This window comes from Nonomuraea sp. NPDC049486, assembly GCF_040676925.1.
GTDB lineage: Bacteria > Actinomycetota > Actinomycetes > Streptosporangiales > Streptosporangiaceae > Nonomuraea > Nonomuraea ferruginea.
Map to the genome: position 1 here is coordinate 194,666 of NZ_JBFAPV010000011.1, position 24,221 is coordinate 218,886.

Here is a 24,221-nt window from a genome sequence, read left to right on the forward strand (position 1 = left end):
CTCAGCGCCGGCCCTGCGCGTCTAGCGCGTCGCCGAGGCCGTCGCCCGCGAGGTTGAATCCGACGGTGGCGACGAGGATGACCAGGCCGGGGATGATGGAGTACCACCACGCGCCGAGCAGCATGTAGCTGGTCGCGTCGCCGAGGATGTTGCCGAGGCTGGGCCGCGGCGGCTGGATGCCGAGGCCGAGGAAGCTGAGCGCGCTCTCGGCGAAGATCGCCACGCCGAGCCACAGGAACGCCTGCACGAGCACCGGCGGCAGCACGTTGACCAGCACCTCGCCGCCGATGATGCGCCAGCGCGGCACGCCGATCGCCCGGAGCGCGTCGACGTAGTCCTCCTGGACCTCGACGAGGGTGGCCGAGCGGGTCACGCGGGCGAAGTACGGGATGAAGCCGACGCCGAGCAGCAGCACGACCTTGGTGGTCGCGGTCACCGTCAGCGGGCCCCAGTGCGAGTCGCCGGTGCCGGTGATGCCGATGACGAACAGCGCGAAGACGAAGAGCGGCAGCGCCTGCAGCGCCTCGAGCACGCGCATGATCAGGTCGTCGGGCCAGCGTCCGCCGAAGTACCCGGCCACCAGCCCGGCGGGCACGGCGACGACCAGGCCGAAGGCGACGCCGGCCGCCGCCACGAGCAGCGAGACGCGGGCGCCTTCGGCGGTGCGGGCGAACAGGTCGCGCTGCAGGTGGTCGGTGCCGAACAGGTGGTCGGCGCCGGGGGCGGCCAGGGTCAGGCCGGTGCGCGCGTCCGGCGAGCCGGCCAGCAGCGGCCCGGCCACGGCCAGCAGCAGGAACAGCCCGAGCAGGGCCAGGCCGGCCCAGGTCAGCGCGGACATCCGGGGAAGCACTCGGTTCATGGTCAGCGGGCCGTCCCGTTCAGGAACCCGGCGCGGATCCGGGGGTTGAGCACGAAGTAGAGGAGGTCCACGATCAGGTTCGTGACCAGGAAGACGGTGGCGGTGATCAGGGTGCAGGCGATGGCCAGCGGGTAGTCGTGCTGCTTGAAGGCGGCGACGATGGTCTGGCCGATCCCCGGCAGGTTGAACACGTTCTCCACCAGCACGGTGCCGCTGATGAAGACGCCGAGCATGAGCCCGATCACGGTGGCCGTCGGGATGATCGCGTTACGCGCGGTGATCCGGCGCAGGATGCGCCGCTCGGGCATGCCCATCGCGCGGGCGAACGACACGTAGTCGGCCTGCGCGGTGTCGATCATCGAGGCGCGCAGCGTACGGGCGATGATGGCGCCCGAGCCGAGGCCGAGGGCGAACGCGGGCAGGATCACGCCGCGCAGGTTCTCGATCGGATCGTCGCCGAAGCGCACCCATCCGCTGGAGGGCAGCACGCCCTGGACGTAGAGGCCGAACACCACGACGAGCACCAGGCCGAGCCAGAAGCTCGGGATCGACAGCGCGATCACGCTGATCACCCGCACGCAGCCGTCCAGGAACGAGTCGCGCTTCCTGGCCGCCACGGCTCCGGCCAGGAGGCCGGCGGCGACCCAGAACACGAACGCGATCAGGCTGAGCTCCAGGGTGACGGGGAGCCGCTCGGCGATGATCTCGATGACCGGGCGGTCGCTGAACAGTGAGCGGCCGAAGTCCCCGGCCAGCAGGTTGCCGACGAAGGTGCCGTACTGGACCCAGATCGGCTGGTCGAGGCCGAGCCTGCGCTCGACCTCGGCGACCTTTTCCGGGGTGGGGTTCATGCCCAGGTAGGCCTCGGCGGGACCGCCGGGAGCCGCCCTGAGCATGAAGAAGACGAGCGTCAGGACGATCAGCAGGACCAGTGCGAGACCGGCGACCCTGCGCCCGACGTACCGGAGCATCGCGGGCCCCTTTGTGCTCGACGCTGTTTCGCGTGGCGGACTGTCATTACGGTGAGCGGAATACTAGCCACGCCACAAGCCGAGATGGAAGGGTTTTTCGCTCCAACTTGAAACATTGTTCCGCAGAAAATCCAGCCCTCGACCTCAGCTCACCTGGACGCGGCGGTCATGGAACGCCGTCACGGTGAGCGGTACGGGACTGTTCGAGGGTTCTTCCGGCTACCGGGCCGCCCAGAGCATGCCGCGTTCGATGATCGTGCGCACGGTGTCGTTCCGCAGCACGTCGAGGCTGTGTCCAGGGGTGGTGACGAAGACGCGGCCGGCGCCCCAGCTGCGGGTCCAGATGGCCGGCGAGGTGACCTCACGGTGCCAGGGGTCCCACGGGCGGACCTGCTGCGTGGTCGTGGCCAGCACGTCGATGTAGTCGTCGGTCAGCACCCAGTACTGCTCGGTCACCAGGTCGAAGTCCGTCAGGCCCTCGGTGATGGGGTGGGCGGCGGCCTCGGGGAGCAGGTTCACGGTGTACGGCACGAAGTTGTGCGCCTCGGCGCTCTCGTGCGGCTCGGCCGGGTCCTTGCCGGGGTGGCAGGCGAACTGCCCGCCGATCAGGTGGAGGTAGTCGGAGGAGTTGCGGAAGGAGTCGGCGATGCCGCCGTGCCAGCCCGCCATCCCGGTGCCCGACTCGATGGCGGCGCGCAGGCCGGCGAGCTCGCCGGGCTCGATCGTCCCCATGGTGTAGCACTGCACGACCAGGTCGACCCCGGCCATGAACGCGGCGTCCGCGTACGGCTCCGGGGAGCCGGCCAGGTGCACCTCGAAGCCGTGCGCTTCGAGGAAGGGGACGAAGAGGTCGGTGGCGGCTACGGGGGCATGCCCTTCCCAGCCGCCGCGCACCACCAGTGCCTTACGGTTCGCCATGCTCGCGCCAATCGCTCGGAGGGTCGACGTATCCGATCGTCGCATTCCCGGGATCAGCGTCCGACGGCCCGTCCCCGCGCGGGCGGCGATCGTTCCTGATCAGCCGGTCACCGAGACGGACCAGTGCTTCTGGCAGCTGGACGGGCCGATGAGGTTGGTGTCGCAGCCCTTGATGTTCCACCGGTAGCCGCCGTTCGTCCGCGCCCTGACGATGTAGCGGCCGCGGAAGCCGCCCGCGGTGTCCTTCTGCACCCCGTGCGGGTCGGCGGCGCTGGTGTAGCGGACGAGGAAGGTGTCGAACTCCTTGGCCGTCCGGTGCCAGTCGACGTACGCGTTCCCGCCGGCCGACCAGGCCGCCACCACGAAGTTCCCGCCCAGCTTGGGCGACCAGGCCATCTGGCCCCGTTCGAACGTCTGACGGCGGCCGGCCCAGCCGACCCCGTTCTGGTGGATGTCGCGCTCGCCCGTGGTGGGGCAGCCGAGCTTGCCGTTCGCGCCGCCGAGCTGCTGCCAGCGGGCGCCGATGAGCCCGTACGGCTGGATCTTGCATCCGGTGCCGGTGGCGGCGTGCGCGGGCACGGTGGTCAGCGTTCCGGCGGCGGCGAGCGCCGCGACGAGCGTGAGGGACAGACGACGGTTCATCGCGGCGCTCCTTGGGGGGTCGGCTGTCTCAGTGATACGACCTGTCGCTTGCCGGACGCTTGACCGCCGCCTTCTGGCAGGCCCTGTCGGCGGTAGACAGATGAGGTTCCGACATGTCACCATCGCAGACATGATCGTGAGGAAGGACGGCGCCACCCTGAGCCGGTGAGCGCACGCGCGCAGCGGGAAGCTGCGACCATCCGCGAAGAATGGCTGGGCCTGGCGCTGTCGACGCGGCCCTGTCACCGTCAGGCGGCCGAAGCCGCCATCTCGGAGCTCTACCTCCTGGCCGGGTTCGCCCCGCCGCGTTTCCACTGGGCCGCCTCGCCCGTGACCGCCCTCGCCACCGTGCCGCCCGGCGTCCGGCAGCGCCCCGACGAACCCCCGGAGCGGGTGCAGGACTGGCCGGTGGTGAAGACCCTGACCCGCATGGCCGGCGAGCTGCGCGGGCGGGTCGACGCCGCCGTCAGGGGCACCCACCTGGAGCTCGACCAGGTGGTCCGCCGCGAGGTGCACGACCCGCTCTCCTGGACGGCGCGCCGGCTCGTCCCGGTGCTGGAGGCCGCGCACGACCGCCCGCTCCGGCGCACGAGCTGGTACGAGGACGTCACGGCCGTCGCGTGGCAGGCGCGGCACGACGCGCTGCGCCGGCTGGGCGGCGTCGAGGTGTTCAGCCGGGCGCAGAAACGGCAGGCCCACCTGTGGGCCGTGGTGGCCCGCTCGTGCGGCTGGTGGTGGCCGCGCCGGGACGTGTGCGTGCTCTCTGAACGCCCGGCCGAGCTGCGCACCGAGGTGTGCGGCGAGCACGGCGAGGTGCGCCTGCACCACGACGGCAGCCCGGCCGTGCGGTACGCCGACGGCTGGGACGTGCACGCCTGGCACGGCACCCGGGTGCCGTCCTGGGTGACCACCGATCCGTCCGCCGAGCGCATCGGGCGGGAGCGCAACGTCGAGGTCAGGCGGTGCGCGATCGAGCGCCTCGGCTGGGCCGCCTACATCGAGCAGGCCGGGCTCCGGCTGGTCGCCGCCGCCCCCGACCCCGGCAATCCCGGCTTCGAGCTGCGGCTTTACGACGTGCGCGCGGGCGCCAGGGTGCTGCTCGCCGTCAACGGGTCCGTCGAGCGCGACGGGCGCCGCCGCCGCTACGGGCTGACCGTGCCGTGGTACTTCGACGACCCGATCGCCGCCGCCGGCTGGACCTACGGGCTGTCCGCCGGCCAGTACGCGAGCCTTCTCCGCCGAACCTGAGGTGTATGCCATGAAAGTGACTCTCGCCACCCTCGAAGAGCAGACCGGACTGACCGCGCTCGACCATCTGGAGCGGTCGGTGCGCATCCCCGTCGTCGACGGGCCCCAGGCCCAGGGCGACCTGATCGTCATCCCGCTGGCCATGATCGCCGCGTCCGTCCGGATCCCGCCGGCCGCCGTGGCGTGGGAGTGGATCGACGTGCCGGTGGAAGGCGTCGACCTGCTGCGCGGCGAGGCCGGCGGCAACACGCACACCCTCGTCGCCGAACCGTACACGTGCCGGTGGACGCGGCGGCTCCACGACTCCGAACGGCTGGCCATCGGTGTGTTCGAGACCACCGCACCGGCCTACCTGCTGCACCCGGAGCACGGGGCGACGGGCTGCGCTCCGGGCACGTACGTGATCCGCCGGCAGCGCGAGCAGGAAGGCCCGCGGGCCCGCCTGGTCGCCGACTGATCCGTCAGGGGCAGGCGGGGAACAGCGGACGGGTGCCGGTCGAGTAGGCCGACGGGTCGGTGAACCGGCACCCGTAGCGCGGGTCGGCCACCACCGAGCGGGTGACCACGTCGTCGCCCGCCGGCCGGGGGCCGCCGCGCTGCCACCGGACGAGGTCGTCCCAGGCGGCGCCGGCCTCGGCGTCGCTGAACTCGCAGTGGCCCACGGCCCTGATCGCCCGCTGCACCAGGTGCTTCGTCCGGCCGTGCCGGGCCACGTCCTTGAAGTAGTGCTGCTCCATCGAGAACGGCACGAAGTTGTCGCCCAGGTCGTGCAGCGACAGCACGGGCACGTCGATCCGGCCCGACACGCTCGCCACGGCCGTCAGCCCGCGGGTGAACCGGGCCACCGGGTCCTCGGGGGCCACCCGCCGGACGGTCGCGTTGACGTTCACCGGCGAGGAGGGCGCGTAGCGGGTGCCGAGGTTCGTGCCCACCCGGCCGGGCTCCTGCGCCAGCGAGCCGCCCTCGTCCGGCCCGGCCAGCCCGAACAGGAAGTCCTTCCAGTACGCGAACGCGGCGTCCGCGCCCGGCCGCTCGCCGCCGCCCTGGTTGATCACGATGTCGCGGAACTGCGCGCCGACCGCGCCGCCCGGATCCAGCCGCTCCAGCATCTTCGGTACGGCCGAGGTGGCGTAGTCGGCCGGGAACGGGTACGCGGGCACGTCCGCCAGGTCCTGGGCGACGAGGTGGAAGTCGAGGAAGAAGTCGAACAGCTCGTGATCGCCGAGCACCCCGCACATCGGCATCGCGGCGTCGTAGAAGCCCGGGTACTGCTCGATGGAGCGGGCCGTGATGTGCCCGCCCATCGACACCCCGGCGATGAACGTGCGCTTCGGCTTGCCGACCACCCGCGCGAAGTGACCGGCCAGCGCGCGGGTGCTGACCACGCCGGCCCGCACGTCGTAGTCGTTGGCGTAGTACGAGGACGCGGCCCACGCGTACCCCTGGTCCAGGAGCCGCTGCCGGAGCCCGTAGCCCGGCGGGTCCACGGAGAGCACCCGCGTGGCGCCGCGGAAGCCGTGGGCCCACATCGCCAGACCGCCGTTCCAGCGCGGCGGCACCTCGATCACGTACGCCGCGTGCTCGTGCACGCCCTGCAGCACCCTGGCCGGCCTGCCGTCCACGAGCGCGGGCGGAAGCGGCGGGTTGTCGACGGTGTAGCCGGGCAGCGGCTGGTCGCCGGGCACGACGGTGCGCGCGTCCGCCGCGGCGCCCGTGCCGGGCACGAGTAACGCGGCGGCCAGGGTGAGGGCGCAGAGAACCAGGCTCGGACGGCGCATCAGCCGTCACCTCCGGGCAGGCTGATCGGGGGGTGCGGGTGATTCGTTCATACTCCGGCACACCGGGCGTGGGAAGGGTCCCCACGGGCGGCACGGTTGGGGGCCCGCCGCCCGGGTAGCCACGATCCCATGACCGTGCGGAACGACGTCATCGCCCTCGTCCAGGCCGACCATCGCCGGATCGAAGTCCTGTTCAAGCGTCTGCTGCTGAACCAGAAGGACCCCGGGCCCGCCGTCAGCGCGCTGCACGCCCTGCTGACCGCGCACACCCGCGCCGAGGAGGACGTGGTCTACCCGCTCCTGGACGCCCATCACGGCTTCGCCCAGCACAAGGAGGCCGAGGTCCACCTGGACACGCTGCGGCGGGCCGACGCCGGGACGCCCGAGCTCACCGAGGCGCTGCACCAGCTCGTCGTGTCGGTGATGGCGCACTTCTGCGACGAGGAGACGACGATCCTCCCGATGCTGGCCCGCGGCATGAGCGGCGAAGAGCTGGCCGAGCTGGGCGCGGCGTTCCAGGACACCCGGCAGCGTGAGCTGGACGCGCTCAGAGGCCGCCCGGCCGAGGGCGAGCCTCGCCGGGAGGCCGGCCGGTTCGGCACGGGCAAGACCAGGATGCAGGAGGTGCTCACCACGCTGTGACCCCGGCTCGCACGAGCCGGGGTCATGCCGGTCTGGACGAGCCGATGGGCACGAATCCGCTGCCCGCCCGGTAGTTGGGCGACTGGTGGCGGAAGTAGGTGTTGTAGACCTGGCAGTAGCGGCCGCCCCGCGCCAGCAGCGTCGGATGGTCGCCCTCCTCCACGATGCGGCCGTGGTCGAGCACGATGATGCGGTCGACGTGCTCGATGGTGGACAGCCGGTGGGCGATGACGATCGAGGTGCGCTCGGCCAGCACCACGTCGAGACCCTCCTGGATCTGCGCCTCGGTGAGCGGATCGACGCTGGCCGTGGCCTCGTCGAGCACCACGATCGCCGGGTCCTGGACGAGCAGGCGGGCCAGCGCGACGAGCTGGCGCTGCCCCATCGACAGGGCCCGGCCGTGCTCGCCCACGTCGGTGTCGAGGCCGTGGGGCAGGGCGTCGATCCAGTCGCCGCCGCCGACCGCCTCGGCCGCGGCCCGCACCTCGTCGTCGGTCGCATCCGGCCTGGGGTAGCGGATGTTGTCGGCGACGGTGCCGCTGAACAGGAACGGCGCCTGCGGCACCGCGCCGATCTGGCGGCGGTATTCGCCCAGGTCGAGCTCGCGGATGTCGCGGCCGTCGATGAGCAGCCGGCCTTCCTGGAACTCGTAGAACCGGGTGATCAGCTTGCTCAGCGTGGACTTGCCCGCGCCGGTGTGGCCGACCAGCGCGACCGTCTCGCCGGCCTCGATGCGCAGGTCGAAGTCGCGCAGCACCGGGCTGGCCGGGTCGTAGCCGAAGGTGACGCCCTGGAACTCGATGCGCCCGGCCAGCCTGCCGACCGGCTGCGCGCCGGTCTGCACCACCCGCGGCGGCGCGTCGATCAGCGCGAAGACCCGCTCCGACGCCGACAGGCCCTGCTGGAACTGCGACCAGAACGCGGCGATCGACGTCAGCGGGAACCAGAACAGCGCCACACCCTGGAGGAACAGGTACCAGTCACCGGCCGTCAACCGCCCGCCGAGCACGGCCGTGCCGCCGAACTGCACCAGGGCGACCGTGGCGAGCCCGGCCACCAGGAACAGCACCGGGAAGATCGCCGAGAAGACGAACCCCTGCCGCAGCGTCACCTGGTAGCTCTGCCGGTTGATCGGCAGGAACTCGTCGTAGACCTGCCGCTCCTGGCGGAAGCTCTTGGCCACGGCGATGCCGCCCATGGTTTCCTGCAGGTTGGCGTTGACCCGGCTGAGCGACCGCTGGGCCTTGCGGGTGGTGGCGCGGGCGAGCCGCCGGAACAGCAGGGCCAGGCCCACGACGACGGGCACCACCAGAAGCGTCAGCAGGGCCAGCTCGACGCTGCGCAGGAACAGCAGCACGGTGACGAACCCGACCATCAGCACCTGGCTGATCAGGTCCATGGTGAGCGTGGACACGGTGGCGAAGTCGTCGGTGTCGGACGTCACCCGGCTGACGATGCGGCCGGACGGCGTCTCGTCGTAGAAGGACAGGTCGCGCTGGAGCACCGCGTCGAAGGCGTCTTCGCGCAGGTGGAGCACGACGTCGCCGGTCACCCGCGCGCTGTACCACTGCCGGAAGAAGTTGAACACCCAGCCGAGGACGCCGGTGAGCAGCAGCGCGCCGGTCAGCGGCCAGGCGACGTCGCCGATCGTGCCCGCCTGCACCGCGTCGACGCCCCAGCTGACCAGCAGCGGCACCGCCGCCTGCCCCAGCGACACGAGCACGATCATGGCGGCGACCAGCACCATCGCCCCGAGCTTGGGCCGGAAGTAGGACAGGATCCGGCGCAGCAGCTCGCGGTCGCTGTAGGTGCGGTCGTAGTCTTCGGCCTCCAGGCCGTCCATCAGGAAGCCCATCAGCCGGCCCTTCCCTGCTCGCCGGCCAGCACGGGCGCGTCGCCCCCGGCCGGCAGGACCTCGTCGTAGTGGGCGAAGATGCGGCGGTAGAGACGGCTGCGCCCGAGCAGCTCGTCGTGGGTGCCGAAGTCGACCAGCTCGCCCCGTTTGAGCAGCAGCACCTTGTCGGCCCACCGGATCTGGGACAGCCGGTGGGTGATCAGCAGCGTGGTGCGGCCTTCGAGCACGCGGCCGATCGCCTGCTGGATCAGGTCTTCGGTGGCCGAGTCGACGGCGCTGGTGGAGTCGTCGAGCACGAGGATCGCCGGATCGGTCAGCAGGGCCCGCGCGATGGCCAGCCGCTGCCGCTGGCCGCCGGAGAGGGTGATGCCGCGCTCGCCGATGACCGTGTCGTAGCCGTCGTCGAGCTCGCCGATGAACTCGGCCGCCTGCGCGTCCTCGGCCGCCCGCACCACGTCGTCGCGGCCGGCCTTCTGGCCCAGGCCGAAGGCGATGTTCTCCGCGACGGAGCGGGAGAACAGCACGATGTCCTGCTCGATGGTGGAGATCTGGGAGCGGAGCGAGTCGAGGTCCCAGGCGCGCACGTCGACGCCGTCGACGAGGACGCGGCCGGAGGTGACGTCGTAGATGCGCGGCACGAGCTTGGTCAGCGTGCTCTTGCCCGAGCCGGTCTCGCCGACGACGGCGACCGTCTCGCCCGGCCGCACGGTGAACGACACGCCGCGCAGCACCGGGTCGCCGCCCTCGTAGCCGAACGTCACGTCGTCGAAGACGATCTCGCCGGTGACGGCGGCGGCATGGCCGTCGGCCGGCTGGTCGAGCTCGGTCTCGGCGTTGACGATGGCGAGGATCCGGCGGGAGGCCACGACGCCGAGCTGGACCAGCGAGAACGTGAAGATCGACATCTGGGTGGGGAAGCCGAGCATGCCCATGAGCCCCATGAAGGCCACCACGTCGCCGATCGTGATCTGGCCCGCCGCCTGCAGCGCGAGCGCGTGCCAGAGCGCGCCCGCCATCGCGGCCGCGAAGAGCAGCGTGGGCAGGTAGCGGGCCTGCACCAGGCCGTTGCGCACGAAGGAGTCGCGGTAGAGCCGGGCGCGGGCGCGGAACCGGCGGCGCTCCTGCGCCTCCTGGGCGGTCACCTTGATGACCTCGATGCCGCGCACGGCCTCGTTGAGCCCGGCGTTGAGATCGCCGAACTGCTCGCGCATCCGGGTCGCGACCGGGTTGAGCTGGCGCATGTAGTGCCAGAGCGCGATCACGAAGACGACCGCGAACACGCCGGGCACGAGCAGCAGCCGCGGGTCGATGGTGGCGATGAAGAACAGCGGCACCAGGCCGGACAGCCCGGAGTCGACGATCAGGTCGAAGCCCGGGGAGATCATGATGGAGAGCTGCCGGATGTCGTTGGCGGCCCTGGCCATCAGATCGCCGACCCGCTGGCGGTTGTGGAAGGTCTGGCTCTTGCCGAGCAGGCTCACGTAGAGCTCGTCGCGGGCGTCGCGCTCCAGCCGCTTGGCCAGCACCTCGGACGACAGCCGCGCCACCAGGTCGATGATGCCGCGGGCCACCACGACCGCCAGCATGACCAGCACGATCGCGCCGAGCGCGGACCCGTCGCCCAGCACCGCGTCGAAGGCCGAGCCGGTGAGCTGCGGGACCATGGCGTTGAGCACCACCATGACCAGCGACCCGCCGAGGAACCCGGTCAGGTGGAGCGGATGGCGGCGCACATGGGACCAGAGCCAGCGCAGCGGGCCGCGCCGGTCGTAGACCGGCCCGGAAACAGAGAACTCCGAACTGCTGCTCACGGGAACGGCCCCCTGACCCCGTCGACGTTTCGACCCTGTTTTCTACCAGCCGCCACCGACAGTTTCCCAACGCTTTTCTCGTGGGCGAGCACTGCTCATACTCCGAGGAGGAGGAACCGAACGGAGAGGGGTACCTCGTGCTGTACGTCTTCGGCTTCGAGCGGATCGGCGTGGCCGTCAGCGACATCTACTTCGTCGACCCGCAACCCAACAAGGGCCAGGAGGGCGCCGAGCACGGCGTCCGGCTCGAAGTGCGGATGCTCGACGAGGGCGAGCTGCGGGGCACGGTCTACTCGGCCCGCCCGATCAGCCTCGGCCGGCCGATCTGGCGAGTGGACCTGCTGGAGTCCGTCGACGGGCGGCCGGGCAGCTTCGACCGGACCCACCACCACCCGGTCTTCACCGGCTGGGACCCGGGCCCCCGGGTCTTCGCCAGGGAACTGTCGGCCGACCCGCTCGGCTGGCTGGCCGACCGGCTGGGCGACCTGGACGTGGTGCTCAAGCAGGGGAACGTGGAGGAGTCGTACCCCCAGGACGCCCTCGCCCTCCGCGAGCGTGCCCCCGAGATCATCGCCTGCGTCGAACGCACCCTCGCCGCCGTACGCGCGGGCGACCTCGGCACCGCCCCCGCCGAAGCCGGCCCCAGCGTCCGCGCCAGCTGGCTCTGACAACCGCCCCGGCCCTGCGGCCCGAAACCGGCCATCCAGGGAGAGCGGGCCGGCTCCAGCTCAGCCCCACCAGGACGGAGCCGCCCGCCCAGGGACGGCGGGTCGGCTCAGCCCTTGCCAGGACGGAAGCCGACCGTCTTAGGACAGCGGGCCGGCTTCCAGCTCAGCCCCGCTGGGACGGAGCCGCCCACCCGGGGATGGCGGTGACGTGTGCCCTCGGTTCCTCAGGCCGGTTCGGACGGAGCCGCCCGCCCGGGGAGGGCGGGCTGGCTCCCAACTCAGCCCCCGCCAGGGCGGGCCGGCCGTTCTGATCGGGAGGGTCGGTTCCGTAGGGCCGGGTGGACGGGAGGACGTCGGCGTCCGGGGGCCGGCCGATCGTGTACGCGACGGCGGCGAACGGGGTGGAGCGGACGCGGTGGGTCGCGCGTCATGAGCCATGGTGTGAGCCGGCCGCCGCGTTGCCGGGAATGCGGCAGCGCGGCGGGGATGCCGTGCGGCAGGCCGCGCATGTTCACGTCGACCGTCCGGTCGCGCTCGGCGCGAGTCCGGCCGTGTTCGGTCCGCTGCGGGCGTGTCAGCCGGGGTGCAGCCAGTACTGCAGCGTGGCGCTGCTGCTCTTGACGACGCGGGGCTCGGCCGACTCCTGGGGCCAGATCTGCAACAGGTAGTCGTCGTCGACCGGGCCGTCCATCCCCCGGGCGTGGTAACGCAACCGGTACCACCCGGGCCCGGCGGGCAGCGGCGGCAGCTCATACGCGGGGCCGCCCCATTCGTGCAGCGCCACCCGCCCCACCGCGGACCTGAACCCCACCTCCACGATGTCTTCGAACTCCTCCAGCTCGGGCCCGGGATCGCGGTCGGCCACCGCCACCGTGAACCCGACCGTCCCGGTGTCGACCCCGGTGATCAGGAACGCGGCTCCCTCCTCGACCCTGATGATGCCGACCGGATGGGCCGGGTCGTCCGCCGGCAGGCCGTGGGGCCCCGTCGCCTCGTCGTCGACGAGGTAGGCCTGGCGATAGTGGACGTGGAGATCGACATGGACGAAGTGCGCGGTGCCCTGCCGGCCGTTGCCGGGAGTCCCCTCGCTGGATGTCATGATGCGGATCTTAGGCAGCCCCGCTGACACTCCGGTTTCAGCTCGCTGAAAGCCCGTCGTGTGGCACGGCCCCTGTGGGGCAGGGGGTCCCGTCATGAAGGGTCTTTTCAAAGTCGCGCTGGCGCGGTGGCTCGCGCGTACCCCCATCGGACTGGCCATCCTGGGCGCCGGCTGGTTCCTCGGACGGCGACGCAGCAGACGCAAGGAAGAGCAGGAGCGGAGGCGGCCGGCGCGGGGCCGGAGACGCTGAGCGGGCCGGGGTCAGGGGACGCTGTTCTGTGACGGGGCCGGCTGGGGCAGGAGAGGGAGCATGACCTCCACCCGGGTGCCCTCGCCGGGCCCGCCGCTGATCACGCAGATCCCGCCCAGCTCGGCCGCGCGCTCGCGCATCGAGCTGAGGCCGACCCCCGCCCGGCGGCTCTCCGGCAGGCCGCGGCCGTCGTCGGCGACGGTCACCCGCAGCACCTCGCGTTCCCGCTGGAGGTGGATGCGCGCCCGCTCGGCGCGCGCGTGCCGCCGGACGTTGGTCAGGGCCTCCTGGACGATGCGGTAGACGGCCACCTCCACGGCCGCAGGGAGCTCCGACAGGTCGCCCTCGGCCGACACCTCGATCTCGATCTCCGGCGAGGCCTGCTCGGCCAGCTCGCGCACCGCCCGCGCCAGCCCCAGGTCGTCCAGGGCCGGCGGGCGCAGCCCGTACACCAGTTCGCGGATGTCGCCGGCGACGGCGTCCATCCCGGTACGCAGCTCGCGCAGCAGGGCGTCGGCCGAGTCCGGCGCCTCCTTCAGGCGGCCGCGGGCGATGTTGATGAGCATGGCCATGCCCGCCAGGCTCTGTCCCAGCCCGTCGTGCAGGTCGCGGCGGAGCCGGCGCCGTTCCTCCTCGCGCGTGGTCAGGATGCGTTCCCTGGAACGTTGCAAGTCCGCCGCCATGCGCACGGCGTGCGCGACGTCGGCCGCGTACGGAGTGAGGGTGGCGAGCACCCGCTCGTTGTGCGCGGCCGGGAAGCGGCGCGGCCCGGGAGCGCCCACCAGCAGGCGGCCGACCCGCTCGCCGTGCCAGACCAGCGGCACCTCGCGCGGCCGGTCGCCGACCCGGCCGTTCTCCACGTACCGGGGCTCGCCGTCGGCCACCTCCACGGCCACCCCCTCGACCGCGAGCCCGTCGCGCAGCACGCCGACGACCGCGGTCAGTGCCTCGGCCGGGTCGCCGCGCCGGATCGCCTGGGTGAGCCGGGCGGCCAGCAGCCGGGGGTCGCCGACCTTGCCGTAGAGCATCTGGTCGACGGCCCGCTGCAGCACGCGCCGCAGCGGCTGGAAGAACGCCCCGGCGAACAGGGCTGACGCCAGCCCGGCGACCCTGTCGTACCCGGAGACTCCCAGGCTGGCCACGGCGCCGGCGCCGAAGTAGACCGCGCTGATGACGACGAGCAGCCCGGCGGCCACGAAGGTGCGGCTGATGACGGTGTCGATCCCGTACAGCCGGTAGCGCATGACAGAGAACGCGACCGCGACCGGGATGAGCGCGGACCACAGCACCGCCACCCACACCAGGCCGGGCACGGCCGTCCCGACGACCAGGAAGACGATGTATCCGGTGAACGCGAAGAGCGGCCACCCGATCTGCCGCCGGCCCACCGGGTCGGCCCGGCGCAGCCGCAGCGCCATCGACAGCGCGGCCAGCGCCAGCGAGAGGTAGATGCCGGCCCAGGCGGTCTCCGAGATGATCTCCTGGTACGGGGCGAGCGCGCGGATCTGCAGCGGGTTCGGGACGACCTCGGGGAACCGGTAGCCGATCGGCGACGGGTCCGGGCGGGTGATGTTGCGCAGCATCTCGGTGCCGAGCGAGACCGCGCTCAGCGCGAGCGCCCAGCGCCAGCGCGGCGAGGGCAGCCGCCCGTCGGGCGAGTACAGCGGCAGCAGCGCGGTCAGCGTGAGCCCGCACACCGCCCAGAAGACGATGTACGTGTGACGCAGGTAGCCCGCGAGCATCAGGTGACCGTCGGCGGCGACCCGGAGCATGAGCGACTGGAAGAAGTCGCTGAGCCCGGCGGCGAGTCCGCCGGCGCACATCATCCAGGCCATGTTCAGCCGGGGCCGGTGCGCGATGAGGTAGGCGCCGACCGCGGGGAAGGTGAGCACCACGGCGGACTGCGGGGTGACGGTGAGCTGGGGCGTCCACGCCTCGGGCAGCCCGGCCCACTGCACGAGAGCGGCGATCTCCAGAAGCGGCGCGACCACCGCGATGGCGACGGCCAGAATCCGTGGGCCTGTTAACGTGGCCTTCCCGGTCTTCCCCGCGAACACCGCGAACCCGACCATCCTGTCTCCGCCTTCCTGTTCCGGCACTGCCGGAAGCTGGACAGGATTATGACGTCTTTATGGTTATATATCGCCCCTTGTGGCCGTGCCGTTATCCCTGACCCTTGCCGTGATTCCCGGTCACCCCTGATGCCAGACTCGGAGGCATGCAGAAGACATCTCTGGAAGCCCTCGTACGCGAGCACCTCAAGCGCGCCGGCGACGCCTCGACGGGCCGCAGCGCCGAGACCCTGTACGGCGGCCACGAGCACGTGCTCCGGCAGACGCTCATCGCGCTCAAGGCCGGCCAGTCGCTCGCCGAGCACGAGAACCCCGGCGAGGCCACCCTGCAGGTGCTGCGCGGCCGGGTGCGGCTGCACAGCGGCGGGGACTCCTGGGACGGCATGACGGGCGACCTCCTGATCATCCCCCCGGCGCGGCACAGCCTGGACGCCCTGGAAGACGCCGCCTGCCTGCTCACCGTCGCCAAGACACGGTGACCGAACCGCTGCTGACCTTCGGTCACGGCACGGCCGGCCGCGCGGAGCTGTCGGGCCTGCTGCGCGGCGCCGGCGTCGAGGCGGTGGTGGACGTACGGACGGCGCCGGGCAGCAGGCGCAACCCCGACGCGCGCCGCGAGGAGCTGGCCGTCTGGCTCCCGGAGGCCGGCATCGGCTACCGCTGGGACCGGCGGCTGGGCGGCTTCCGCAGGCCCGCGCCCGACTCCCCCGACACCTTCTGGGAGAACGAGTCCTTCCGCGGCTACGCCGGCCACACCCGCGACCCCGGCTTCCTGGCCGCCATGGACGAGCTGCTGGCACAGGCCGCGGCCGGCCGCACGGCCGTGATGTGCGCCGAGGCCCTGTGGTGGCGCTGCCACCGGCGGCTCATCGCCGACTTCGCCGTGCTGGCCAGGGGCGTGCCCGTGCTGCACCTGAGCCATTCGGGCGCGACGGCCGAGCATCAGCCGAGCGCGGGCGCCCGGCTGCGGGAGGACGGGCTGCTGGTGTACGACGTCGTCAGCGGGGAGTGAATCACTCCCGGGGGTGGTGGAGGTCGAACGCGGGCCGTTCGGAGCGGATCGGCGGGATGAAGGTGAAGTTGTGCCGCGGCGGCGGGCAGCTCGTGGCCCATTCCAGCGAGCCGCCGAACCCCCAGGGGTCGTCCAGCGTCACCCGGCGCGGCCCGCGCGAGGTCTTCCACACGTTGTAGAGGAACGGCACCGTGGACAGCCCGAGGATCAGCGCGCCGACGGACGAGATCTGGTTGAGCAGGGTGAACCCGTCACCCGCGCCGTAATCGGCGTAGCGGCGCGGGAACCCGAGCATGCCCAGCCAGTGCTGCACCAGGAACGTGGTGTGGAAGCCGACGAACAACAGCCAGAACTGGATCTTCCCGAGCCTCTCGCCGAGCATCCGCCCGGTCATCTTCGGCCACCAGAAGAAGAATCCCGCGAACATCGCGAACACCACCGTGCCGAACACCACGTAATGGAAGTGGGCCACCACGAAATAGGTGTCGGTGACGTGGAAGTCGAGCGGCGGCGAGGCCAGGATGACGCCGGTGAGCCCGCCGAAGAGAAAGGTGACCAGAAAGCCGATCGAGAACAGCATCGGCGTCTCGAAGGACAGGTGCCCGCGCCACATCGTGCCGATCCAGTTGAAGAACTTCACCCCGGTCGGCACCGCGATCAGAAAACTCATGAACGAGAAGAACGGCAGCAGCACCTGGCCCGTGCCGAACATGTGATGGGCCCACACGGTCATCGACAGCCCGGCGATGGCGATGGTCGCGCCGACCAGGCCGAGGTAACCGAAGATCGGCTTGCGGCTGAAAACCGGGATGACCTCGGTGATGATGCCGAAGAACGGCAGCGCGATGATGTAGACCTCGGGGTGCCCGAAGAACCAGAACAGGTGCTGCCACAGCATCGCCCCGCCGTTCTCCGGCGCGAAGATCTGGGTGCCGAACGCGCGGTCCGACTCCAGCGCCAGCAGCGCGGCGGCCAGCACGGGGAACGCCATCAGCACGAGCATGCTGGTCAGCAGCACGTTCCAGGTGAAGATCGGCATCCGGAACATGGTCATGCCGGGCGCCCGCATGCCGATGACCGTGGTGACGAAGTTGACCGCGCCGAGGATCGTCCCGAGCCCGCTCAGCGCGAAGCCCATGATCCACAGATCGCCGCCGACGCCCGGCGAGCTGATCACGCTGGACAGCGGCGTGTAGGCGAACCAGCCGAACGCGGCGGCGCCGCCGGGGGTGAGGAAGCCACTGACGGCGATCAGCCCGCCGAACAGGAACAGCCAGTAGCTGACCATGTTGAGCCGGGGGAAGGCCACGTCCGGCGACCCGATCTGCAGCGGCATGATGACGTTGGCGAACCCGGCGAACAGCGGCGTGGCGAACAGCAGCAGCATGATCGCGCCGTGCATGGTGAACAGCTGGTTGTACTGCTCGTTGCTGACCAGCTGCAGGCCCGGCTGGGCCAGCTCGGCCCGGACCACGAGGGCCATGACCCCGGCGACCAGGAAGAACCCGAACGACGTGATCAGGTAGAGGTAGCCGATGACCTTGTGGTCCGTGGACGACAGCCAGGACGTCAGGAGGCGCCGCGCGGGCCGTTCGACCCGGTCGCGGGCCGGCGCGGGAGTCAGCACCACGTCGGGCTCCGGAAGCGGGCGCGGCTCATCGTGACGTCCCGTGCGGCTCGGGGGCGTCGCCGCCCGCCGTGATGACGCAGAGCTCGGGACGGACGAACGCGTGCAGTTCGAGCCCGGGCGCGCCCGGGTCGAGGAGTTCGACAGCCGAGCGCAGCAGCCCGCGATGCGCGGCGCAGACCACCTCGGGATGCGACCGGGCGGTGGCGCGGAACGGGCAGCCGTGCAGCAGGATGCGCCCGTCGCCGGTCGGCTCCGGGTCGAACCCCATCTCGGCGAACATCGCCGTCACCGCCGACCGGGCGTCCCCCTTCACCTCGGACCGGGCATCCCCCTTGACCCCGGACCGGGCGTCCTCCACCGACCGGGCATCCCCCTTCACCGCCGACCGGGCGTCCTCCGCCGACCGGCCGTCCCTCTTCACCGCCGGGGTCGCGGCGGGGCTCAGCCGCCGCAGCGCCCACTCCTCGCCGGCGCGCTCCGCCCGGCGGGCCCGCTGGGCGGGGGTGTCGGCGAAGTGGCGGGCCAGCAGCTCGGCGAGCTCCTGGTAGGGCCCGTGCTCCGGCTCCGCCGCCCAGGACGCCGAGTACACCGCGCGCGGCCGGCCCCGGCCGCCGCTCCGCTCGGCCCGTTCGACGACCAGCCCGGCTTCGAGCAGCGCCGACAGGTGGAACCTGACAGTGGTGACGTGCAGGCCGGTCCCGGCGGCGAGCTCGCGGGCGTCGAGCGGTTCGGCGCGTTCGCGCAGCAGGTCCAGGATGGTGACCCGGCTGGGCACGGACAGCACCTCGTGGGCCCGCGCCCGGTCCAGCCCGGTCATGACGTCACCGGATGACCGGCCACCAGCGGGGTGTCGACGCCGAGCCTGCCCAGCTTCGACGCTCCCCCGGGCGAGTCCAGGGGCGCGTCCCTGCCGGGCAGCGTCTCGGCGAAGAACGCGGCGTTGTCGCCCGCGAACACCTGCCACCGCTCGGGCAGGTCGTCCTCGTAGTAGATGGCCTCCACCGGGCAGACCGGCTCGCACGCCCCGCAGTCGACGCATTCGAGCGGCTGGATGTAGAGCGCCCGCGCGCCCTCGTAGATGCAGTCGACCGGGCACTCCTCCACGCAGGCCCGGTCGATCACGTCCACGCAGGGCTCAGCGATCACATAAGTCATATTTAGAGGATGCGCATCCTCTAAATAAGAAGTCAAGGGCGGGTCACGTCCGGCACATGGTTCTCCAGCCGCGGCGGACGGCGGTAACCGGTGCCCGGCGGGCGTTCCGGGATCTGGATCTCCGGGCGGGGCACGTCCTCGTACGGGATCGTCGACAGCAGGTGGCTGATCATGTTGATCCTGGCCCGCCGCTTGTCCTCGCTCTCCACCTCGTGCCAGGGCGCCTCGGGGATGTGGGTGTGGACCAGCATCTCGTCCTTGGCCCGCGAGTAGTCCTCCCAGCGGGTGATGGACTCGAGGTCGACGGCCGACAGCTTCCAGCGGCGCATCGGGTCCTCCAGCCGCTTGCGGAAGCGCCGCTCCTGCTCGGCGTCGCTCACCGAGAACCAGTACTTGCGCAGCAGGATCCCGTCTTCGACCAGCAGCCGCTCGAAGATCGGGCACTGGTGGAGGAACCGGGAATGCTCCTCCTCGGTGCAGAAACCCATCACCCGCTCCACTCCCGCCCGGTTGTACCAGCTCCGGTCGAACAGCACGATGGTGCCGGCCGCGGGCAGGTGCTCGACGTAGCGCTGGAAGTACCACTGCGTGCGCTCGCGCTCGGTGGGGGCCGGCAGGGCGACGATCTGGGTGACGCGCGGGTTGAGATACTCCGCCACCCGTTTGATCGCGCCGCCCTTCCCCGCCGCGTCGCGCCCCTCGAAGACCACCACCACCCGCTCGCCCGCGACCCGCACCCACTCCTGCATCTTCACCAGCTCGCCCTGCAGCCGGTACAACTTCTTCTCGTACGCCTTGCGAGCCATCTTCTCGTCAGCCATGCGCAACCCTCCGATGCCGGACCCGTTCCCGCCCTGACCGATCCTCCACGATGGCGCCCTTGACAAATATATTTGTCGGTGGAACCCTCAAGGTACCCCGAACGGAAGAGGCAGGACATGAACACCGTGATTTCCCGCGACGGCACCACCATCGCCTACACGCGCACCGGCCAGGGCCCCGCGCTGCTGCTCGTCGACGGCGCGATGTGCTACCGCGCCTCGGGCCCCAACACCCCGCTCGCCCAGGAGATGGCCGACACCCACACGGTCTACACCTACGACCGGCGCGGACGCGGCGAGAGCGGCGACACCACGCCGTTCGCCCCCGAGCGGGAGATCGAGGACATCGCCGCCCTCATCGAGATGATCGGCGAGCCGGTCTTCCTGTACGGCATCTCCTCCGGCGCCGCGCTGGCCCTGGCCGCCGCCGCGAGCGGGCTGCCCGTCAGCAAGATCGCCGTGTACGAGCCGCCCTTCATCGTCGACGGCACCCGCCCGCCCATCCCCGCCGACTACACGGCGAGCATCGAGACCATGCTGGCCCAGGGCAAGCCGGGCGCGGCGATCCGCTACTTCATGCGCCGGGGCGTCAACCTGCCCGCCCCCGTGGTGGCCATGATGACCCTCATGCCCGGCTGGTCGACGATGAAGAAAGTCGCCCGTACGCTGCCGTACGACGCCGCGTTCGTGACCGAGTTCGAGCACGGCAGGCCGCTGCCCGAAGGCCGGTGGGACGGCGTCAAGATGCCGGCCCTGGTCGTCGACGGGAGCAAGAGCCCGGCCTGGATCCGCAACGGCACCCGCGACCTGGCCCGGGTGCTCCCCGACGCCGAGCACCGCACGCTCGACGGCCAGACCCACATCGTCAAGCCCGCCGCTCTCGCGCCCGTACTCAAGGGGTTCTTCCGATGATCTTCCGTACCACCGTCGAGCTGAGCGGCAGGACCGCGACAGGGATCGAGGTGCCGCCCGAGGTGGTGGCCGGGCTGGGAGCGGGCAGACGCCCGCCCGTCCGCGTCACGATCAACGGGTATGTCTACCGCAGCACGGTGGCGCCGATGGGCGGCCGCTCGATGCTGCCGCTCGCCGCCGAGAACCGCGAGGGCGCGGGCGTGGCCGCCGGCGACGAGATCGAGGTCGGCCTGGAGCTCGACACCGAGCCCCGCACGGTCACCGTGCCGCCCGACCTGGCCGAGGCGCTCGACCGGGCGCCCGCGGCCAAGGCGTTCTTCGACGGCCTGTCGTACTCCCGGCAGCGGCGTGTCGTGCTGCAGGTCGAGGGCGCCAACAAGGCCGAGACCAGGCAGCGGCGGGTGGCCGACGCGGTCACCAGGCTCGCCGCGGGCGAGGCCTGACATCCCTCGTGAGAGTGAGCCCGAGGATCGCCCCTGGCGGCGATCCGCCGAGGCGCCGGAAATCTCAGGATGGGTGGGCAACCTCGACCGCTTCGAAGGAGCCACCATGTCCGTCCGGCACGTTCCCCCCGCCGCACCGCCCACCACCCTCGCGGCCTGCTCGTACCTGGCCGCGCCGCTGCTCGCCCTGGTCTACGGGGTGCTCAGGATCGTCGACGGGTTCGACGGGAGCAGAGGACCCGGGGCGGCCTGGACACTCGGCCACCTGGCGTTCATGGCGGCGCTGGTGCTGTTCGCGGTGATGCTGCACGACATGCGGGCGCTGCTCGGGCGCACCCGGATGGCCACCGTCACGTTCGCCGCCGGTCTCGCGGGGATCGGGTTCGCGTTCGTCCAGTTCGCCGTGGACGTGGTGGTGGGGTTCATGGCCGCGGACCACGAGGCCATGGGGCCGCTGTTCGACCAAGTCCAGGCGGTGCCGGGGGTGTCGCTGCTGGTCTACCAGGCCGGGCCTGTCCTGTTCTACGCCGCTCTGGTGGCCCTCTCGGCGCAGCTCGCCGCCGGGCGTCACGTGCGGCCCTGGATGCCGCTGCTCGTCCTGGCCCAGACCGTGCTTCCGGTGATCTCGCTCGACCTCATCCCGGTGGGTTCCGTGCTGGCCGTGGTCGCGTTCCTTCCGCTGGCGCTGCGGGCCAGGAGCCGGTCCGTCCCGGCTCATGTCTGATCGGGCGGTCCCTCGTACGGGGGCGATATTTCGGGATTCGCCGTACGGTGCGGGAGGATGAGGAGCCGTGCAGGAGCCCCCGCTTGTCACCGTGCTGCGGCGGCGCGCGCGAGCGCTGCCGCCCCTGCTGGTGGACGGCGCGCTCGCTCTCCTGGTCACCGGCGCGCAGCTCTGGCCGCTGCTGACCACCCGGCAGTACGAGGGCCTGCCGTGGCACTGGTGGGGGTACGTGGTCGCGGTCGCCTCCTCGCTGCCCCTGGTCTGGCGCCGCCGGGCCCCGCTGGCCGTGCTGATCGTGTCGCTGACCACGAGCCTGCTGTACGACCTGGCCGCCCCCGTCGCCGAGCAGCCCGTCTGGTACGGCCAGCTGGTCGCCTACTACACGGTGGCCGCGCTGTCGTCTCGGCCGATCCGGATGCTGCTGCTCGCCTGCACCGTGGTGGGGTCGTTCTTCCTGCCCGGCTCGCCGGACACGGCGCTGCGCAGCGGCATCCTGCTGGTGGCGGCGTACGCGATGGGCAGGGCGGCGGCGGGCTCCCGGGCCCAGGCGGCGGCGCTGAAGGAACGGGCCGCCAGGCTGGAGAGGGAACGCCAGCTGGAGGCCCAGCGCGCCGCGGAGCGTGAGCGCGCCAGGATCGCCCGCGAGATGCACGACATACTCGCCCACGCTGTCAGCCTCATGGTGGTGCAGGCCGAGGCCGGTCCCGTCGCGGTCAGGAAGGACCCGGCGCGGGCGGAGGCGGCGTTCGACGCCATCGCGGGGGCCGGGCGTGACGCGATGGAGCAGATCCGGCGCATGCTGGGGGTGCTGAAGGAGGACGGCGGCGCGCCGCGCGCGCCCCAGCCCACCGTCGACGACCTGCCTGAGCTGGCCGCGCAGGTCTCCGGCGCGGGGCTGGAGGTGACGTTCGAGGTCGCGGGCGAGCCCGGGCCGGTGACGGCCGCGAGCGCCGTGGCCGCGTACCGGATCGTCCAGGAGGCGCTCACCAACATCGTCAAGCACGCCGGCGCCACCCGTGCCGGCATCCGGCTCACCTGGGAGGACGACACCCTCATGATCGAGGTCACCGACGACGGCCGCGGCGCCGGCCGCGCCCTGCCCTCCGGCGGCCACGGGCTCATCGGCATCCGCGAACGCGCCACCGCCTGCGGCGGCACCGCCACCGCCGGCCCCCGCACCGACGCCCCCGGCTTCCACGTCTCCGCCCGCCTCCCCCTCTCATGACCCCCTCACCCCTCCCCGGAGAAAGCCAGCCTCCCGTCACCAAGGAGCCTCCTGGAACACCCCTCCACGCAGGCCCCCCACGAACCGGAAGCCTCAGCGGGCAGACCTCTCAAAACCCACGCCGTCACAGCACTCCCCTCCACGCAAACCCCCCACCAACCGGACACCCCCGCGGAGGGCCGTCTGAAGAACCTCCCCATCACAACGGGTCCTTCCGCACAAAACCCCAGCTAACGGGACACCCCGGAGGGGAGCCGCCCGAAGACCCACCCCCTTACGGCCCGCCCTTCCGCGCAAACCCCCCACGAATGGGTCACCCCGGAGGGGGGCCGCCTGAAGAGCCGCCCCTGCACGGCGCGCCTCTCCGCGCGGGCGCCGCACCCGAACGGGCCGCACACCCCGGTGGGGAACCGCCTGAAGAGCCGCCGCTTCGTGCCGACACCGCACGTCAGGGGGGAACGGATGGGGAGATTCGGGTGGTGGTGGCGGATGATCAGGAGTTGGTGCGGAGCGGGTTCGCGATGATCCTGGACGCGCAGCCGGACATCCGGGTGGTGGCCGAGGCGGGGGACGGGCTGGCGGCGGTGGCCGCGGCGCGGGAGCACCGGCCGGACGTGTTGCTGCTCGACATCCGCATGCCCCGGATGGACGGCATCGAAGCCGCCGGGATCGTGTGCGCGGAGACCGGGTGCAGGGTGCTCATGCTGACCACGTTCGACCTGGACGACTATGTGTACGACGCGCTGCGGGCCGGCGCCAGCGGGTTCCTCCTGAAGGACGTGCGCCGCGACGACCTGGTGAACGCGGTGCGGGTGGTGGCGGCCGGCGAGTCGCTGCTGGCCCCGTCGGTGACGACCCGGCTGATCCGCGAGTTCACGTCCCGGCCGGCCAGGCCGAGGCCCGGGGCGCTGGAGGTGCTGACGGCCAGGGAGCGGGAGACGCTGCAGCTGATCGCCCGCGGGCTGTCCAACGCGGAGATCGCCGAAGCCATGGTGGTCAGCGAGCACACGGTGAAGACGCACGTCAGCAACCTGCTGGCCAAGCTGGGCCTGCGCGACAGGGTCCAGGCCGTGATCGCCGCCTACGAGTCGGGCCTGGCCGTCCCGGGTGCGTGACGGCCCACGACCCGCTCAAGTCGTCATTCAACGAGTGATGGAAACAATACGCCGCAGAATGATGCAATGGCCCGATCAACCAACTGAGGAGCCCCGTTGAACGACAACCTCGACCTCGCCGCCAACGCCCAGGAACTGGCCGACGCCGCGCCCGCCGGATCCGTCGACCGGGCCGCGGCGTCGTCCGTGGCCATCACGCTGGCGACGACCCGCGACATCGCGCAGGCCAGGCGGACGCTGGACGGGCTCTCGCCCGAGGAGGTGCGGGAGGCGGCGCTGGCCCTGTTCGACCGGCTGTCCGCGCGGTGACCTGACCGCTGGGCGAACGCGCACGACCGTTGGGCGACAGGGCCGTTGCACCGCTCCACGTT

General features: G+C 71.8%; 26 protein-coding genes. 13 read left to right on the top strand and 13 right to left on the bottom strand.

Features of this window, described 5'->3' with window-relative positions; translation table 11 throughout:
• Position 1 precedes the first annotated feature (1 nt).
• The 4 genes from AB0K05_RS29985 to AB0K05_RS30000 form a co-directional block, all read right to left on the bottom strand.
• On the bottom strand, positions 2 to 859 hold the full coding sequence (locus AB0K05_RS29985; protein WP_148035046.1) for an ABC transporter permease: 858 nt from the start codon (positions 857 to 859) through the stop codon (positions 2 to 4).
• A gap of 2 nt (positions 860 to 861) precedes the next feature.
• Entirely contained in the window at positions 862 to 1,830 is a 969-nt protein-coding gene (locus AB0K05_RS29990) for an ABC transporter permease (RefSeq protein ID WP_271276167.1), read from the bottom strand.
• Between the two features lie 219 nt (positions 1,831 to 2,049).
• A complete protein-coding gene (locus AB0K05_RS29995) occupies positions 2,050 to 2,748 on the bottom strand; it encodes a ThuA domain-containing protein (RefSeq protein ID WP_364233546.1) in 699 nt (232 codons plus the stop codon).
• 99 nt (positions 2,749 to 2,847) lie between these two features.
• Complete coding sequence (locus AB0K05_RS30000; protein ID WP_364233549.1) at positions 2,848 to 3,390, bottom strand: hypothetical protein; 543 nt, start codon at positions 3,388 to 3,390, stop codon at positions 2,848 to 2,850.
• 165 nt (positions 3,391 to 3,555) lie between these two features.
• Here AB0K05_RS30000 and AB0K05_RS30005 point away from each other — a divergent pair, with 165 nt between their 5' ends.
• Together AB0K05_RS30005 and AB0K05_RS30010 are read left to right on the top strand one after the other, a co-directional pair.
• Entirely contained in the window at positions 3,556 to 4,638 is a 1,083-nt protein-coding gene (locus AB0K05_RS30005; RefSeq protein WP_364233551.1) for a DUF6745 domain-containing protein, read from the top strand.
• 10 nt (positions 4,639 to 4,648) lie between these two features.
• Entirely contained in the window at positions 4,649 to 5,095 is a 447-nt protein-coding gene (locus AB0K05_RS30010; protein WP_271276171.1) for a hypothetical protein, read from the top strand.
• A gap of 4 nt (positions 5,096 to 5,099) precedes the next feature.
• Here the strand turns inward: AB0K05_RS30010 and AB0K05_RS30015 are convergent, their stop codons facing one another.
• Positions 5,100 to 6,416 (bottom strand): hypothetical protein, encoded by a 1,317-nt coding sequence (locus tag AB0K05_RS30015; RefSeq protein ID WP_364233553.1) that lies wholly within the window; start codon positions 6,414 to 6,416, stop codon positions 5,100 to 5,102.
• Positions 6,417 to 6,545: 129 nt separating this feature from the next.
• On the opposite strand from AB0K05_RS30015, the gene AB0K05_RS30020 reads away from it, so the two are divergent.
• On the top strand, positions 6,546 to 7,058 hold the full coding sequence (locus tag AB0K05_RS30020; RefSeq protein WP_364233556.1) for a hemerythrin domain-containing protein: 513 nt from the start codon (positions 6,546 to 6,548) through the stop codon (positions 7,056 to 7,058).
• Positions 7,059 to 7,080: 22 nt separating this feature from the next.
• Here AB0K05_RS30020 and AB0K05_RS30025 read toward each other — a convergent pair whose 3' ends face one another.
• Together AB0K05_RS30025 and AB0K05_RS30030 are read right to left on the bottom strand one after the other, a co-directional pair.
• Positions 7,081 to 8,913: an ABC transporter ATP-binding protein gene (locus AB0K05_RS30025; protein WP_364233558.1), complete on the bottom strand. Its 1,833-nt coding sequence runs from the start codon at positions 8,911 to 8,913 to the stop codon at positions 7,081 to 7,083.
• Positions 8,913 to 10,724, bottom strand: coding sequence for an ABC transporter ATP-binding protein (locus tag AB0K05_RS30030; protein WP_261808908.1), 1,812 nt, complete (start codon positions 10,722 to 10,724; stop codon positions 8,913 to 8,915). The genes AB0K05_RS30025 and AB0K05_RS30030 overlap by 1 nt, the downstream gene beginning before the upstream one ends.
• A gap of 137 nt (positions 10,725 to 10,861) precedes the next feature.
• On the opposite strand from AB0K05_RS30030, the gene AB0K05_RS30035 reads away from it, so the two are divergent.
• On the top strand, positions 10,862 to 11,392 hold the full coding sequence (locus AB0K05_RS30035) for a hypothetical protein (RefSeq protein ID WP_271276175.1): 531 nt from the start codon (positions 10,862 to 10,864) through the stop codon (positions 11,390 to 11,392).
• Between the two features lie 574 nt (positions 11,393 to 11,966).
• On the opposite strand, the gene AB0K05_RS30040 is transcribed toward AB0K05_RS30035, so the two are convergent.
• Positions 11,967 to 12,491 (bottom strand): hypothetical protein, encoded by a 525-nt coding sequence (locus tag AB0K05_RS30040; RefSeq protein WP_148035056.1) that lies wholly within the window; start codon positions 12,489 to 12,491, stop codon positions 11,967 to 11,969.
• Between the two features lie 94 nt (positions 12,492 to 12,585).
• On the opposite strand from AB0K05_RS30040, the gene AB0K05_RS30045 reads away from it, so the two are divergent.
• The gene (locus tag AB0K05_RS30045) at positions 12,586 to 12,741 is read left to right on the top strand and encodes a DUF6203 family protein (RefSeq protein ID WP_364233562.1); all 156 of its coding nucleotides are present in this window, start codon (positions 12,586 to 12,588) and stop codon (positions 12,739 to 12,741) included.
• A gap of 11 nt (positions 12,742 to 12,752) precedes the next feature.
• Here the strand turns inward: AB0K05_RS30045 and AB0K05_RS30050 are convergent, their stop codons facing one another.
• Positions 12,753 to 14,813 carry a sensor histidine kinase gene (locus AB0K05_RS30050; RefSeq protein ID WP_364233565.1) on the bottom strand — a complete coding sequence of 687 codons (2,061 nt, stop codon included), beginning with the start codon at positions 14,811 to 14,813 and terminating at the stop codon, positions 12,753 to 12,755.
• A gap of 146 nt (positions 14,814 to 14,959) precedes the next feature.
• Between AB0K05_RS30050 and AB0K05_RS30055 the strand changes: the two genes are divergently transcribed.
• Both AB0K05_RS30055 and AB0K05_RS30060 read left to right on the top strand, forming a co-directional pair.
• Complete coding sequence (locus AB0K05_RS30055) at positions 14,960 to 15,292, top strand: cupin domain-containing protein (protein ID WP_364233568.1); 333 nt, start codon at positions 14,960 to 14,962, stop codon at positions 15,290 to 15,292.
• On the top strand, positions 15,289 to 15,825 hold the full coding sequence (locus AB0K05_RS30060) for a DUF488 domain-containing protein (RefSeq protein WP_148035059.1): 537 nt from the start codon (positions 15,289 to 15,291) through the stop codon (positions 15,823 to 15,825). Before AB0K05_RS30055 ends, AB0K05_RS30060 begins: the two co-directional genes overlap by 4 nt.
• Position 15,826: 1 nt before the next feature.
• Here the strand turns inward: AB0K05_RS30060 and ctaD are convergent, their stop codons facing one another.
• The 4 genes from ctaD to ppk2 are packed head-to-tail and all read right to left on the bottom strand — an operon-like array spanning position 15,827 to position 19,431.
• Complete coding sequence (gene ctaD / locus AB0K05_RS30065; RefSeq protein WP_364233726.1) at positions 15,827 to 17,449, bottom strand: cytochrome c oxidase subunit I; 1,623 nt, start codon at positions 17,447 to 17,449, stop codon at positions 15,827 to 15,829.
• A gap of 31 nt (positions 17,450 to 17,480) precedes the next feature.
• On the bottom strand, positions 17,481 to 18,272 hold the full coding sequence (locus AB0K05_RS30070; RefSeq protein ID WP_364233571.1) for an ArsR family transcriptional regulator: 792 nt from the start codon (positions 18,270 to 18,272) through the stop codon (positions 17,481 to 17,483).
• Positions 18,269 to 18,610, bottom strand: a complete 342-nt coding sequence (gene fdxA, locus AB0K05_RS30075) for a ferredoxin (RefSeq protein WP_148035061.1) — start codon at positions 18,608 to 18,610, stop codon at positions 18,269 to 18,271. Before fdxA ends, AB0K05_RS30070 begins: the two co-directional genes overlap by 4 nt.
• 32 nt (positions 18,611 to 18,642) lie before the next feature.
• The gene (ppk2, locus tag AB0K05_RS30080; RefSeq protein ID WP_364233573.1) at positions 18,643 to 19,431 is read right to left on the bottom strand and encodes a polyphosphate kinase 2; all 789 of its coding nucleotides are present in this window, start codon (positions 19,429 to 19,431) and stop codon (positions 18,643 to 18,645) included.
• Positions 19,432 to 19,548: 117 nt separating this feature from the next.
• Between ppk2 and AB0K05_RS30085 the strand changes: the two genes are divergently transcribed.
• From AB0K05_RS30085 to AB0K05_RS30110, 6 genes are all read left to right on the top strand, one after another.
• Positions 19,549 to 20,343: an alpha/beta fold hydrolase gene (locus AB0K05_RS30085; RefSeq protein ID WP_219546040.1), complete on the top strand. Its 795-nt coding sequence runs from the start codon at positions 19,549 to 19,551 to the stop codon at positions 20,341 to 20,343.
• Entirely contained in the window at positions 20,340 to 20,786 is a 447-nt protein-coding gene (locus AB0K05_RS30090) for a YdeI/OmpD-associated family protein (protein ID WP_364233577.1), read from the top strand. The genes AB0K05_RS30085 and AB0K05_RS30090 overlap by 4 nt, the downstream gene beginning before the upstream one ends.
• A gap of 106 nt (positions 20,787 to 20,892) precedes the next feature.
• Positions 20,893 to 21,510 carry a hypothetical protein gene (locus tag AB0K05_RS30095; protein ID WP_364233579.1) on the top strand — a complete coding sequence of 206 codons (618 nt, stop codon included), beginning with the start codon at positions 20,893 to 20,895 and terminating at the stop codon, positions 21,508 to 21,510.
• A 67-nt stretch (positions 21,511 to 21,577) separates the two neighbouring features.
• On the top strand, positions 21,578 to 22,735 hold the full coding sequence (locus AB0K05_RS30100) for a sensor histidine kinase (RefSeq protein WP_364233582.1): 1,158 nt from the start codon (positions 21,578 to 21,580) through the stop codon (positions 22,733 to 22,735).
• 521 nt (positions 22,736 to 23,256) lie between these two features.
• Positions 23,257 to 23,850 carry a response regulator transcription factor gene (locus AB0K05_RS30105; protein WP_364233728.1) on the top strand — a complete coding sequence of 198 codons (594 nt, stop codon included), beginning with the start codon at positions 23,257 to 23,259 and terminating at the stop codon, positions 23,848 to 23,850.
• 96 nt (positions 23,851 to 23,946) lie between these two features.
• A complete protein-coding gene (locus tag AB0K05_RS30110; protein ID WP_148035068.1) occupies positions 23,947 to 24,159 on the top strand; it encodes a hypothetical protein in 213 nt (70 codons plus the stop codon).
• The last annotated feature ends 62 nt before the right edge of the window (positions 24,160 to 24,221 follow it).